Annotated in this window: 12 protein-coding genes; 4 read left to right on the forward strand and 8 right to left on the reverse strand. The window is 65.2% G+C overall.

Features of this window, described 5'->3' with window-relative positions; genetic code table 11:
- On the reverse strand, nucleotides 1–288 hold a 288-nt coding region (locus AC3AYF_RS10590; protein WP_487779715.1), incomplete at its 3' end, for a PAS domain-containing protein.
- Between the two features lie 232 nt (nucleotides 289–520).
- On the opposite strand from AC3AYF_RS10590, the gene fabA reads away from it, so the two are divergent.
- Together fabA and fabB are read left to right on the forward strand one after the other, a co-directional pair.
- Nucleotides 521–1036 (forward strand): 3-hydroxyacyl-[acyl-carrier-protein] dehydratase FabA, encoded by a 516-nt coding sequence (gene fabA / locus AC3AYF_RS10595; RefSeq protein WP_149436436.1) that lies wholly within the window; start codon nucleotides 521–523, stop codon nucleotides 1034–1036.
- Between the two features lie 13 nt (nucleotides 1037–1049).
- The gene (gene fabB, locus AC3AYF_RS10600; protein WP_295036634.1) at nucleotides 1050–2267 is read left to right on the forward strand and encodes a beta-ketoacyl-ACP synthase I; all 1218 of its coding nucleotides are present in this window, start codon (nucleotides 1050–1052) and stop codon (nucleotides 2265–2267) included.
- 80 nt (nucleotides 2268–2347) lie between these two features.
- Here the strand turns inward: fabB and AC3AYF_RS10605 are convergent, their stop codons facing one another.
- Both AC3AYF_RS10605 and AC3AYF_RS10610 read right to left on the reverse strand, forming a co-directional pair.
- A complete protein-coding gene (locus AC3AYF_RS10605) occupies nucleotides 2348–3106 on the reverse strand; it encodes a lysophospholipid acyltransferase family protein (RefSeq protein ID WP_487779716.1) in 759 nt (252 codons plus the stop codon).
- Entirely contained in the window at nucleotides 3103–4017 is a 915-nt protein-coding gene (locus tag AC3AYF_RS10610) for a sugar nucleotide-binding protein (RefSeq protein WP_295036629.1), read from the reverse strand. Before AC3AYF_RS10610 ends, AC3AYF_RS10605 begins: the two co-directional genes overlap by 4 nt.
- A gap of 258 nt (nucleotides 4018–4275) precedes the next feature.
- On the opposite strand from AC3AYF_RS10610, the gene AC3AYF_RS10615 reads away from it, so the two are divergent.
- The gene (locus tag AC3AYF_RS10615; RefSeq protein ID WP_295036627.1) at nucleotides 4276–5157 is read left to right on the forward strand and encodes an SMP-30/gluconolactonase/LRE family protein; all 882 of its coding nucleotides are present in this window, start codon (nucleotides 4276–4278) and stop codon (nucleotides 5155–5157) included.
- Nucleotides 5158–5167: 10 nt separating this feature from the next.
- On the opposite strand, the gene AC3AYF_RS10620 is transcribed toward AC3AYF_RS10615, so the two are convergent.
- The 3 genes from AC3AYF_RS10620 to AC3AYF_RS10630 form a co-directional block, all read right to left on the reverse strand.
- Nucleotides 5168–7264 carry an OPT family oligopeptide transporter gene (locus AC3AYF_RS10620; RefSeq protein ID WP_295036624.1) on the reverse strand — a complete coding sequence of 699 codons (2097 nt, stop codon included), beginning with the start codon at nucleotides 7262–7264 and terminating at the stop codon, nucleotides 5168–5170.
- Nucleotides 7265–7786: 522 nt separating this feature from the next.
- Complete coding sequence (gene ssb, locus AC3AYF_RS10625) at nucleotides 7787–8377, reverse strand: single-stranded DNA-binding protein (RefSeq protein WP_295036623.1); 591 nt, start codon at nucleotides 8375–8377, stop codon at nucleotides 7787–7789.
- 34 nt (nucleotides 8378–8411) lie between these two features.
- On the reverse strand, nucleotides 8412–9794 hold the full coding sequence (locus AC3AYF_RS10630; RefSeq protein WP_295036622.1) for an MFS transporter: 1383 nt from the start codon (nucleotides 9792–9794) through the stop codon (nucleotides 8412–8414).
- A 161-nt stretch (nucleotides 9795–9955) separates the two neighbouring features.
- On the opposite strand from AC3AYF_RS10630, the gene uvrA reads away from it, so the two are divergent.
- Nucleotides 9956–12808, forward strand: coding sequence for an excinuclease ABC subunit UvrA (uvrA, locus tag AC3AYF_RS10635; RefSeq protein WP_295036621.1), 2853 nt, complete (start codon nucleotides 9956–9958; stop codon nucleotides 12806–12808).
- Between the two features lie 192 nt (nucleotides 12809–13000).
- On the opposite strand, the gene rplQ is transcribed toward uvrA, so the two are convergent.
- Both rplQ and AC3AYF_RS10645 read right to left on the reverse strand, forming a co-directional pair.
- Nucleotides 13001–13387 carry a 50S ribosomal protein L17 gene (gene rplQ / locus AC3AYF_RS10640; RefSeq protein ID WP_149436423.1) on the reverse strand — a complete coding sequence of 129 codons (387 nt, stop codon included), beginning with the start codon at nucleotides 13385–13387 and terminating at the stop codon, nucleotides 13001–13003.
- A 96-nt stretch (nucleotides 13388–13483) separates the two neighbouring features.
- A partial coding sequence (locus tag AC3AYF_RS10645) for a DNA-directed RNA polymerase subunit alpha (protein ID WP_487779717.1) occupies nucleotides 13484–13973 on the reverse strand: 490 nt, incomplete at its 5' end.

A 13973-nucleotide genomic window follows, 5' to 3' on the forward strand; every position in this document is an offset into this window, starting at 1 on the left:
CTCCTCGGGGGTATAGCCGGTGATCTGGGTAAAGGCGGGATTGACGGTCACGATTCGGTTGGCGGTGTCGGTGATCATCACGCCGTCCGGCGACAGCTCGAGGGCCTGCTCACTGAGGCGGCGACGCTGATGCTCCAGCCGGGTCTGGCGCCAGACATCGACGACCCCCACCATGACCAGGGCCAGCGCCACCAGCCGCAGCGTCAGCAACGGCAATACGCTAGCGGCAGCCAGTGCCGCTAGGCCCAACCAGGTCAGCGGTCGATTCAGCGTGAAGGAAGGCCACATAAGATGTCGTTTATCGTCGTTATGGTTTGCCTGGCGGCTGTCGGATGGATTCCGTTCCCGTCCCGCATCATGCCCCGGCGACGTTCGCCAGGGCAAGCGTCGCACCGCCCATTGCGCCGTGGTTCGCTCGCGACTAGGCTTTGGCCGGCGTGCATTCGGCGTCCGCAGCCATTAGACTGGCCGCGCCTCGGAACGACGAGGCAAACTCTTCTTCGATTCTCGGAACGATCCAGTGACCAGACAGCACTCTTTCAGCCAAGACGATCTGCTGAAATGCAGCCGGGGGGAACTGTTCGGCCCCGGTAACGCCCAACTGCCAGCACCCAACATGCTGATGCTCGATCGCATCACGCAGATCAACGAGGATGGCGGCAAGTACCACAAGGGCGAGATCATCGCCGAGCTGGATATCCATCCCGACCTGTGGTTCTTCCAGTGCCATTTCCCCGGCGATCCGGTGATGCCCGGCTGCCTCGGCCTGGACGCCATGTGGCAGCTGGTGGGTTTTCATCTCGGCTGGCTGGGGAATCCCGGTCGCGGCCGGGCGTTGGGCTGCGGCGAGGTCAAGTTCTCCGGACAGATCCTGCCGAGCGCTGGCCAGGTTTCGTATCATATCGAGATCAAGCGCGTGATCACGCGCCGCCTGGTGCTGGGCATCGCCGACGGCACGCTGTCGGTCGACGGTCAGGATATCTATCAGGCCAAGGACTTGCGCGTTGGTCTGTTCACTAACACTGAGAAATTCTGAGCGGGAGGCTTCCATGAAACGAGTGGTAGTCACCGGCCTGGGTATCGTTTCCTGTCTGGGCAACGACGCCCAACAGGTGCTCGACTCTCTGCGCCAGGGGCGTTCCGGCATTCGCTTCAAGCCGGAATATGCCGAACTCGGCTTTCGTAGCCAGGTCGCCGGTATCGTCGACATCGACATCGAGTCTCTCGTCGATCGCAAGCAGCTGCGCTTCATGGGGGATGCGGCGGCCTACGCCTATATCGCCATGCAGCAGGCGATCGACGACGCCGGGCTCGAAGCCGGAGACATCTCCAATCCTCGCACCGGCCTGATCGCCGGCTCCGGGGGCGCCTCCAGCGCCAACCAGGTCGAGGCGGCGGACATCATGCGCCAGAAGGGCCTGCGGCGCGTCGGCCCCTATCGGGTCACCCGGACCATGGGCAGCACCGTCTCGGCGTGCCTGGCGACGCCGTTCCAGATCAAGGGGGTCAACTACTCGATCTCCTCGGCCTGCGCCACGTCGGCCCACTGTATCGGCAGCGCCGTCGAGCAGATCCAGCTCGGCAAGCAGGATGTGGTCTTCGCCGGCGGCGGCGAGGAGGAGCACTGGACGCTGTCGTGCCTGTTCGACGCCATGGGCGCGCTGAGCACCGGCTACAACGATACGCCGGAAAAAGCCTCGCGCCCCTACGACACCGATCGCGACGGTTTCATCATCGCCGGCGGTGGCGGCATGCTGGTGATCGAGGAACTCGAACACGCCAAGGCCCGCGGCGCCAGGATCTATGCCGAGATCACCGGCTACGGCGCCACCTCCGACGGTCACGACATGGTCGCCCCCTCCGGCGAAGGCGCAGCGCGCTGCATGCGTCAGGCGCTGGCCGGGCTGGAAGGCAAGGTCGACTACGTCAACACCCACGGCACCTCGACGCCGGTGGGCGATGTCGCCGAACTCAAGGCGATCCGCGAGGTCTTCGGCGACAGTACGCCGGCGATGAGCTCGACCAAGTCGCTGACCGGCCATTCGCTGGGCGCCACCGGGGTCCAGGAGGCGATCTACTCGCTGCTGATGATGGAGAACCGCTTCATCTGCGCGTCGGCCAATATCGACACGCTCGACGAGCAGGCCTGCGGTTTCGATATCGTTCGCCAGCGTCGCGACGACGTCGACGTCAGGCGGGTGCTCTCCAACAGCTTCGGCTTCGGCGGCACCAACGCCTGCCTGGTTCTGGATCGCTTCGAGAGCTGACCGCCGGTACGCCAGCCGTCAACGTGAAAGGCGCCCCGCGGGGCGCCTTTCTCATGGCCGGATTCATCCCTTCCCACGTCTCAGGAAGGCAGCTCCGCGGGTGCGGCCTTGTCCGGCGACGCGGGGCGCGGCACTTCGGAAATCTCGTTCAAGGTACCCTCGATCCACGCCTCCATCTCGGCCCTCACCTCTTCGGGTTTGCGACCCACCGTCTCGATCGGTTCCCCCACCACGACATTGAGCACCCCCGGCTGCTTGACCCAGTGTCGTCCCCAACGCTCACCGGCATTGTGCGCCACCGGCAGCACCGGCACGCCGGTGCGGCAGGCGATGACCGCGCCGCTCTTGTTGAAACGGCGCCGCTGCCCTGGCGGCACGCGGGTTCCTTCGGGGAAGATCAGCACCGACAACCCCTCTTCCAGACGCTGCTTGCCGTGGGAGAGCACCTGGCGCATGGCGGCCGATGGCTTCGACCGGTCCAGCGGGATCGGTCGCAGCAGCCGCACCCCCCAGCCGAACAGCGGGATGTTGAGCAGCTCTTTCTTGAGCACGGTGCAGATCGGTGTCTTGAGCAGCTGCAGGTAGACGGTTTCCCACTCGCTCTGGTGGTTGGCCAGCACCACGCAGGGCCCCTCCGGTACCCGTTCACGCCCCGTCACCCGATAGCGGATGCCACAGGTGATGGAGAGCCAGCCGACGATGAAACGGTTGTGCCAGTTGAACAGCCGAAAGCGCCAGCGTATCGGCAAGGCAAAGCCCACCGGCAACATCAGCAATCCCGAGACCAGGATCGCCAGGAAGTAACCGATATAGAAGATGATGCTGCGAAAGACTTTCATGTACCGGCCGCTTCCTCTCTGCTGCGACGTTGGTCGCCATTGTCGACCTCATCTTGATCGGGATAGCGCTCCTGACACCACGCGTCCAGCATCAGCCCGAGCTCCAGGCGCCAGGACTTCTGATGAATACCGAAGACATCGAGCAGCCGGCGACAGTTGAGCACGCGTCGCAGCGGCGTGTCGTGGTGCTGGTCGAGCCCTTCCAGCCCTCCCAGCGTCGGCGACTCTCCCACGCCCGCCAGCCGGGTCTCCAGCTGTGTCCGCACCACGGAACAGAAGGTGAAGACGCTGACCGGCTCGGTGCCGCAGAGGTGGTAGGTGCCCCAGCCGCTGGCACCGCTCTCGAGCTGCAGCAACACGCCCGTCAGGGCACGTGCCACGGCCATGACGGAGGTCGGGCACACCACCAGGTCCCTGGCCGCCCTGACCGATTCGCCACGCATCAGCGAGTCGATCAGCTCGCTCAACCAGGCATCGTCGCCCTCGCGTCCGAACAGCGGACCCAGGCGCCATATCAGGTGCCGGGGGTGGCGGCGCACGAGTTCGCCGACGGCGACCAGTCGGCGCATCGCCTCGTCCCGCGGCCGCGGCAGGACATCCTCGTCGATGGGAGCGTCCGCTCCATCCTCGTACAGCGCGTCGGAGACGCACCAGACCAGCGGGATCTGCCGTGCCCGGCACGACTCGAGCAACGCCTCCACCCGGTCGGCGTGGGCGTAGACCACCGCCGGCTCGCAGCGCCCCGGATCCGCCAGCGGGGGCACGATCACGGTATCGGGCTCGACCATGGCCAACGCCTCGGCATCCGCCACGTCCGGCAACGAGACATATTCGATATCGCCACGTTGCCCGGAGATGGCGTGCAACGCCCGGCTCAGGCAGTGCTCCGCCTGCAACACCAAACACTTCACGATGGCACCTCGGAACGCCTCATCGCTCTGGAATCCTTACGTTTCTGAGAACTACACTTCCCTGGCCGATCCCGGCACTATGAGAGAAGACGCCCTGTCCGCTCGAGGCTCGATGACGGGAAAGTGCCGGTCGTGCGGACATCGATCGTGGCGGTCATCGATCTTGGCGGTCATCGATCTTGGCGGTCATCGATAGTGTCAGACATCGGCCCCCGCAGGAACCGCTCGCCACTTCGCCCACCCATGGAGAGAGTCAACATGAACAAGGATGTCGCCGTAGCCTGGGAGATTGGCGCCGAACTCGGCGAAGGCCCCATCTGGTCCGACACCCTCCACGCCCTGGTGTTCGTCGATATTCGACGGGCCAGGCTACACGTCTATCACCCCGAAGACGGCGAGCGTCGAAGCTGGGATCTCGAAGAAGCGTGCTGCTGGCTGCTGCCTCGAGAAGGGGGCGGTTTCGTTGCCGGCCTGCGCTCCGGGGTCGTGGAGCTCGAACTCGACGAGCAGGGCCCCCGCATCGGCAAGCGCCTGACGCCGATCGAGTGGCTACCGGCGGGCGACCGCCTCAACGACGCCGGAAGCGATACGCGCGGCCGGCTCTGGTTCGGTTCCATGGACGACGCCGAGAACGAGGCGCGAGGCCATCTGTTTCGCCTCGACAGCCGTGGCGTCATCCGGATGGACAGTGAATATCACGTCACCAACGGCCCCGCCATCAGCCCGCACGGCGACACACTCTACCATAACGACAGCGCGCGCCAGACCGTGTTTGCCTTCGATCTCGACGATGACGGCGAACTGTCGAATCGTCGCGAGCACATACGGCTAGCCCCCGGCACCGGCTACCCGGACGGCATGACCTGCGATCGCGAGGGCGGGCTTTGGATCGCGCTGTGGGACGGCGGCCGTATCGCCCGATTCCACGCCGATGGCTCGCTGGACCGGGAGATCGCCCTGCCCGTCTCCCGCCCCACCTCCTGCATCTTCGGCGGCGACGCACTGGACCGGCTGTTCGTCACCTCGGCGGCCACCGGCTGCCATGACGAGCCGCTGGCCGGTGCGCTGTTCGAGATCGCCGTCGAGACCGGTGGCATCGCCACCACGGCGGTGATCATGCCCAACGACTCGACGCTGTAGCACGCCGGGGTCACCTGGCCACGGGCGCCGCCAGCACGCGGCGGTAGAAACCGAGGCAGACGACGACGAACACCGCCAGCCCCAGCCACTGGGCGATAGCGGCGAAATCGTCCCCGACCAGCGCCAACGGCGCCGGCGCCCCGCTCAGGCCGATGATGCCAGCCAGCAGCACGCCGACCAGGCTCTCGCCGACGATCAGCCCGGAGGCGAGCAGCACGCCACGGCGGCGCGGCCGCTCAGAAGCGCGTTCGACGTCATCGCCCCGCGCCCTGGCGCGGGCGCGGAGCCGGCGATCGATCAGCCAGCCCAGCACGGCGCCGATCACCAGCGGCATATTGATGCTCGGGGGCAGATAGATGCCGATACCCACTGCCAGCACCGGCAAGCGTGCCTCACCCCCGCGCTTGCGCAGCAGCTCGTCGATGCCGATCAGCACGGCGCCGATCGCCAGGCCGATGACGATCATCGTCCATTCGAGATCGTGGGAGAACACGCCGCGCACGATGGCGGTCATCAGCGAGGCCTGGGGCGCTCCCAGCGCCTGGCCGGGATCCATCCCCTCCCGGGGCATCGCCCCGGCGAAGCCATAGGCGTTGTAGAGCAGCGAAAGCACCGGCGGAATGACCAGCGCCCCGACCACGCAACCGATGATCAGCGCCACCTGCTGGCGCCACGGCGTGGCGCCGACCAGATAGCCGGTCTTGAGATCCTGGAGGTTGTCGTTGGAGATCGCCGCCACGGCGAGAATGACAGAGGTCACGAACAGTGCCAGCGCCGTCGGCAGCATGCGCGCCACCGCCGGATCCAGCGAATCGAACGCATCGCTGATGGCGGTGAAACCCAGCAGCAGCAGCGACACCAGAATGACCGCCACGATGCCGATGCCCGAAATCGGGCTGCTGGAGGAACCGACCAGCCCGGCCATGTAGCCGCAGGCGGCGGCGATCAGGAAGCCGAACACGCCGGCGAACAGCACGCTGCCCAGGGTCAGCGTCCAGAATGCGGCGCCGGCCAGCTGCGGTGCCGCGCCGTGAAGGAAGATCGCGAAAACCACGGTCAGCAGCACCAGCAGCGCCCCGGTCAACGTCAGGATGATGCCCGCCGGCAGGTCGCGCTCGGTCCGCACCTGATCGCGGAACGCGCCCTGGTCCCCGCGCATCGCGCCCAGTGACGTGCGAATGCCGACCAGCATCGGCTTGAACAGTGTCGCCAGCGTCCAGATCGCCGCGATCCCGATGGTGCCGGCGCCGATGAAGCGGACCTTGTCGGACCACAGCGCCATGCCGGCATCGGCCAGCGACTGCCCCGCCTCCGGCGGGGTGATGCTGGTCAACCAGGGGACCGCGATGCCCCAGGCGATCAGCGTCCCGATCAGTATCGCCATCCCGCCCACGATGCCGACCAGATAGCCGGCGCCGACCAGCGCCAGCGAGAACCCGGTCGAGAGCTGGAAAGCCGCGCGCCCGGCCGAGAACCACACGCTGACGCTGTCCGCCAGCACCCGCAGGCCGCCGCTGGCGATGGAGAAGCCGGCCGCGACGACACCGCCCAGCAGGATCTCCTTGGCACCAGGCTCGCCCACGGCTGCGCCGGCACCCTCGTCGCCAGGCTGGCCTTCGTTGGCGCCGCGGGCCGCATCCGGCGTCGTCGAATCGCGGCTGCCGACCTCGAGAATCTCCGCCGCCGCGATCCCTTCCGGATAGGGGAGATCGCTCTGTACCACCATCACCCGGCGCAGCGGGATCGTGTAGAGCACGCCGAGAATGCCGCCGATGGCGCAGATCGCCGTGGTCTGCCAGAACGGGAAGCCCTGCCAGTAGCCGATCAGCAGCAGCCCCGGCAGCACGAAGATGATCGCGGAGAGCGTTCCCGCCGCAGAGGCCTGGGTCTGGACCATGTTGTTTTCGAGCTTGTTGGCCCCCGCCACGCGCCGCAGCACGGCCATGGAGATGACCGCGGCAGGGATCGCCGAGGCAAAGGTCAGCCCGACCTTGAGCCCCAGATAGACGTTGGAAGCCGTGAACAGCAGCGTGATGACGGCGCCCAGAACGACGCCTCGCAGCGTCAGCTCGGGCAAGCGAGCCTCATCGGGAATACGTTGTGGCATGAAGACACTCTTGACGTGAAAGGGCGACGCGGAATCGACGCACCCCCGCCACGGTTGGCGGGACGCCGTCGCCACGCGGGAACTTGCAGCACACGCAAATCATTAGATGACTATCTAGGGTGCTATTCTAGAATTCCCGGCCTCCCGCGTCGAGACTGCCGAGGCCACTCCCGTCCAAGGAGTGAGGATGCCGCCTCGCCCTGGCCACCGGTGATATCGCCATGGGCATCGTCCATCACCGGGAAACGGCCGGAATGGGGCCCGCTGGACGGGGCCTGGAGACAATCATCGCCGGGCGCTCCATCGATCACGACAATTCACACAGGGCCGGGCCGAAACTAAAAGGCCCGAGCCCCGTGCAATACAGGGCTCGGGCCATGGCCACCGGTCAAGAGAGCCGTCCGCCCCACGACCGGGGTTCCGTTCGAAGACGGGCGCTACCGTGGCGGCCGAGGGATCGCCCGGAACTCACCGTCTCGATGCCGGTACGGGCAAGGGTCCCACGACGCTGGTAGATGAGCGCTAGAACGGAATCTCGTCATCGAAATCGTCGAAGCTACCGGGGTTGGGTGCGCCGTAGTTCGGATTCTGATTCGGCTGTGGAGCCGGCTGGCCCTGCTGCGGCGGGCGCTGGCCCTGAGCCGGGCGCTGCTGCGGCTGCTGCGGGTTGCCGCCGTAACCGCCCTGCTGCGGCTGCTGATCGTAGCCGCCATCCTGCGGCGCTCCGCCATACTGGCCCTGTGGCTGGGCGTAATCCCCGCCGCCCTGGCCACCGCCACGAGAGTCCAGCATCTGCATGTCGTTGCCGACGATCTCGGTGGAGTAGCGATCCTGGCCATCCTGCCCCTGCCACTTGCGGGTCTGCAGGCGGCCTTCGATATAGATTCGCGAGCCTTTCTTGACGTACTGCTGGGCGATCTCCGCCAGCTTGTTGAACAGCACCACGCTGTGCCATTCCGTGCGCTCCTGGCGCTGGCCGCTCTGGCGATCGGTCCAGCTATCGGTAGTCGCGATGCGCAGGTTGCACACCGGATTCCCCGAGGGCAGGAAGCGCACTTCCGGATCCTGTCCCAGGTTGCCGATCAGGATGACTTTGTTTACACCTCGGGCCATCGTTGTCTCCTCGCATTCCTGCGTTGCGACGCTCTCAGGCGTCGGTTCGTTGCCATTGGTTGCCTGCGATACGGGCCAGCGCCTCGACATCCAGGCGCTCACGGTCGACCTTGAGATAGGCGACCTGTTCTTCGGGTACGACCACGGCGTCCTCGACGCCGGCCACCGCGACAAAGCGCTCGAGTAGTGTATCGAGCATGCCCATGGATTGCTCGTCGAGTGCGATGATCTCGCTGGAGAGATGGCGTGGCGCCGGCATCTTCCAGACCACGGCCAGCCAGATCGCCCCGACCACCGCCGTGCCCAGGAAGACGCTCTGGACGCCGAAGCCCTGGGACAGGGCGCCGCCCAAGGTACCGCCGAGAAAGGCGCCAAAGAACTGGCTGGTCGAGTAGACGCCCATGGCGGTGCCCTTGGCTCCCGCCGGCGCCAGTTTGCTGATCATCGACGGCAGTGTTGCCTCCAGCAGATTGAAGACGACGAAAAAGCCCCAAAGTAGGGTCAGCAGGGCGACTCGATCATTCGCCAATTCGCCGAAGCCGAGCAGAATCAATGTCATCGCCGCGACGGCGCCGACGAACACAGGCTTCATCTTGCGATACTTCTCGGCCACGATGACCAGCGGGATCATGCCGACGAAGGCCAGCGCCATGACCGGCAGGTAGACCCAGCCGTGATCCGCTGGGGCGAAACCCAGCGATTCGAGCCGAAACGGCAGCGCCGTGAAGCACGCCGTCAGAATCAGGTGGAGGGCGAAGATCGAGAAATCGAGCCGCAGAAGGTCGCCTTGTCCCAGCGTGGCGCGCAATTGACGACGATCGATGCCGACATCGCGATGCGGCATCCGCTTCGGCGCTCGCGGCACCAGCTTCCACAGGATCAGCAGTCCGCAGGCAGAGAGTATCGCGGTGAACCAGAATACGCCGGCGAGCCCGCCGATGTCCGCTATCAGCGGCCCCACGACCATGGCGATAGCGAATGCCACGCCGATCGAGAGCCCGATGGTCGCCATCGCCGCGGTGCGAATCTCCTCGCGGGTCTGATCCGCCAGCAGCGCCATGATGGCGCCGGCGACCGCGCCACTGCCCTGCAGGCAGCGCCCGATGATGATGCCGGTGATGGAAGTGGCACTGGCGGCGACGACGCTGCCGATGATGAACAGCAGCAGGCCCCCGGCGATGACCGCCTTGCGCCCAATACGATCGGAGAGCAGGCCGAAGGGGATCTGCAGAATGGCCTGGGTCAGGCCGTAGCCGCCCAGTGCCATGCCGACAAGCAGAGGGGTGGCGCCGTCGAGATGATCGGCATACAGCGCCAGCACCGGCAGGACCATGAACAGCCCCAGCATTCGCGAGGCGTACAGGCTGGCCAGCCCGACGATGGCACGTCGTTCGGTAACGAGAAAACGAGAAGTCATGGAGGTCACAACGTTGGGTGAACTCGGCATGAGCCGAGGATGATTCGGGATGAGCGATGCATTTTACCGCTCGCCCTCCTCCAGTGAAAGCAGCCGGCTTTGCCGGGCATTTGATCCGCGACCTATAATGGTCGTTTCCCGCGTCGCAGCACGAGGTAGTCATGGACAGCATTCTGGTCAGGGGCGCACGGACCCATAACCTGAAGAACATTGATGTCGAACTGCCGCGCGACAAGTTGATCGTGGTAACCGGTCTCTCCGGTTCGGGTAAGTCTTCACTCGCGTTCGACACGCTATACGCCGAGGGGCAGCGACGTTATGTCGAATCCCTGTCGACCTACGCCCGCCAGTTCCTGTCGATGATGGAAAAGCCCGACGTCGACCATATCGAAGGGCTCTCGCCGGCCATCTCCATCGAGCAGAAATCGACCTCGCACAATCCGCGCTCCACCGTCGGCACCATCACCGAAATCTACGACTATCTGCGTCTGCTGTTCGCCCGCGCCGGTACGCCGCGATGCCCGGATCACGACGAAGAGCTCGAGGCGCAGACCGTCTCGCAGATGGTCGATCAGGTGCTGGCGCTACCCGAGAGCAGCCGGCTGATGCTACTGGCGCCGGTGGTCAAGGGCCGCAAAGGCGAGCACCTGCAGTTGATCAGCGAGCTGCGGGCCCAGGGGTTCGTGCGAGCCGTGATCGACGGGCACACCGTCGAACTCGACGACGTGCCGGCGCTCGACAAGAAACGCAAGCACGACATCAGCGTGGTGGTCGACCGCATCAAGGTTCGCCCGGATCTGCAGCAGCGTCTGGCCGAGTCCTTCGAGACCGCCCTCAACCTGGCCGACGGCACCGCGATCATTCATTTCATGGACGGCGAGCAGGAAGACCTGGCGTTCTCATCGCGCTTCGCCTGCCCGATCTGCGGCTACTCGCTGAGCGAACTGGAACCCCGGCTGTTCTCGTTCAACAACCCGGCCGGCGCCTGCCCGACCTGCGACGGCCTGGGCGTGCGCCAGTTTTTCGACCCGGACAAGTTGATCAGTCATCCGGAGCTGTCGCTGGCCGAGGGGGCGATCAAGGGCTGGGATCGCCGCAGCATCTACTACTTCAGCCAGTTGCAGGCGGTCGCCGAACACTATCGGTTCACGCTGGATACGCCTTGGAACGATCTGGCGCGCCACGAGCGCGACCTCATACTCAACGGTAGCGGCAAGGACGACATCGCCTTCAGCTACGTCAACGACCGCGGCCGCAAGGTGACGCGGGAGCATCCGTTCGAGGGCGTACTGCCCAACCTGGAGCGCCGCTACCGCGAGACCGAGTCATCGATGGTTCGCGACGACCTGGCCAAGTACCTCGCGGTACGCCCCTGCCCGACCTGCGACGGGGCCCGTCTCAAGCGCGAGGCGCGCCATGTGTTCATCGACGGCAACAACCTTCCGACGCTGACCCGGATGCCGGTGGGCGAAGCCTGGGACTACTTCCGCCAGTTGACGCTCCCGGGGAGGAAGGGCGAAATCGCGGTCAAGATCGTCCACGAGATTCATGCCCGACTCGAATTTCTGGTCAACGTCGGGCTCGACTATCTGACCCTGGAGCGCAGCGCCGATACGCTCTCCGGTGGCGAGGCCCAGCGCATCCGACTGGCCAGCCAGATCGGTGCCGGCCTGGTCGGGGTGATGTACATCCTCGACGAACCCTCGATCGGCCTCCATCAGCGCGACAACGATCGTCTGCTGCGCACGCTGATTCGCCTGCGCGACCTGGGCAATACCGTGATCGTGGTCGAGCACGACGAGGACGCCATTCGCGCCGCCGACCACGTGCTCGATATCGGCCCTGGCGCCGGCGTGCATGGCGGCACCATCGTGGCCCAGGGTACGCCCCACGATATCGAGACGGCTCCGGAGTCGTTGACGGGTCAGTATCTCTCCGGAAAGCGCTGTATCGAGGTGCCGCCCTATCGCATCCCGGTCAATCCGGACAAGCAGCTCCATCTGCGTGGCGCCACCGGCAACAACCTGCAGGGTGTCGACCTGGCGCTGCCGCTGGGTCTGTTCGTCTGCGTGACCGGCGTCTCCGGTTCCGGTAAGTCGACCCTGATCAACTCGACGCTAATGCCAATCGCGGCGCGTGAACTCAATCGCGCCACGACGCTCACCGCGGCTCCGTATCGCAGCATCGAGGGTCTCGACCAGCTCGACAAGATCATCGACATCGACCAGAGTCCGATCGGCCGCACGCCGCGCTCCAATCCCGCCACCTACACCGGCATCTTCACCCCGATCCGCGAACTCTTTTCCGGCACCCAGGAGGCTCGGGCCCGCGGCTACAAGCCGGGACGCTTCAGCTTCAACGTCAAGGGCGGCCGCTGCGAGGCGTGCCAGGGCGAGGGCATGATCAAGGTGGAGATGCACTTCCTGCCGGATATCTACGTGCCCTGCGACGTCTGCAAGGGTAAGCGCTACAACCGCGAGACACTGGAGATTCACTACAAGGGCAAGAGCATTCACGAAGTGCTCGAGATGACTATCGAAGAGGCGCTGGAGTTCTTCAGCCCGGTGCCGGCGATCGCGCGACGCCTGCAGACGCTGATGGATGTCGGGCTCTCCTACGTCCGCCTCGGCCAGAGCGCCACCACACTCTCCGGCGGCGAGGCACAGCGCGTCAAGCTGGCGCGGGAGCTGGCCAAGCGCGATACCGGCCAGACGCTCTACATTCTCGACGAGCCCACCACGGGGCTGCATTTCGAGGATATCCGCCAACTGCTCGGCGTGCTCCATCGGCTACGCGACCACGGCAACACGGTGGTGGTGATCGAGCACAACCTCGATGTGATCAAGACCGCCGACTGGGTCATCGATCTGGGCCCGGAAGGTGGCTCCGGTGGCGGGCGTATCATCGCGGAGGGGACGCCAGAGCAGGTGGCGGGACTCGAGCACTCCCACACGGGCAATTTCCTGGCACCGCTGCTGCCCGAACCCAAGGCGCGCAAGGCCAAGCGCGCCTGACCCCTCTCACGCGGCGCCCTGCGGCGCCGCCGTCAACCGCGACTAGGCCGGCTCCGATCCGGGTGCCGTCGAGCGTCGTCGAGGAGGTTCGGCACCAAGAAGAGCCAGCCAAAAGAGAACCTCCAGCCAAAAGAAAACCGGCTGCCCAATCGCTTGGGCAGCCGGTTTTTTGTCGTGCAGGAAGCTTGAGACTTATTCGTCGCCAGCGGCTTCTTCAACGACCGGACGATCGACCAGCTCGATGTAGGCCATCGGGGCGTTGTCGCCGGTGCGGAAACCGCACTTCAGCACACGGACGTAGCCGCCCGGGCGGTTGACGTAACGCGGACCAAGCTCGTTGAAGAGCTTGCCGACGGCTTCCTTGGAGCGGGTGCGGCTGAACGCCAGACGGCGATTCGCCACGCTATCCTGCTTGGCCAGAGTGATCAGCGGCTCGATATGACGACGCAGCTCCTTGGCCTTGGGCAGGGTAGTCTTGATCACTTCATGCTCGACCAGCGAGGTGCACATGTTCTTGAACATGGCGTGCCGATGCGAGCTGGTCCGATTCAGATGACGACCACTCTTACGATGACGCATGATTGCTATTCCTTACCAAACTGGTGATTCGAGTCGGCACACTGGATTCGACGCTGAACAGGAGCGCGGGAGCCGGAGCCCCAGCGCACACCGTCGTCAGGCGGAAGCCTTGTCGTCTTTCAAGCTCGCCGGCGGCCAGTTTTCCAACCGCATTCCGAGCGAAAGACCGCGCGAAGCCAACACGTCCTTGATCTCGTTCAAGGACTTCTTGCCAAGGTTCGGCGTCTTGAGCAGCTCGACTTCCGTGCGCTGAATCAAATCGCCAATGTAGTAAATATTCTCGGCCTTCAGGCAGTTGGCGCTGCGAACCGTGAGTTCGAGATCATCCACGGGGCGCAGAAGAATCGGATCGATCTGATCTTCTTCCTCTTCGATTTCCTGCTCTCTGTCGGCTTCGAGATCGACGAAGGCGGCCAGCTGTTCCTGAAGAATGGTCGCACTGCGGCGAATCGCTTCTTCGGGATCCAGAGTGCCGTCGGTTTCGAGATCGATGACCAGCTTGTCCAGGTCGGTCCGCTGCTCGACGCGAGCCGCTTCCACCGCGTAGGACACGCGACGAACGGGGCTGAAAGTCGCATCCAGCCGC

This window comes from Salinicola sp., assembly GCF_982684285.1.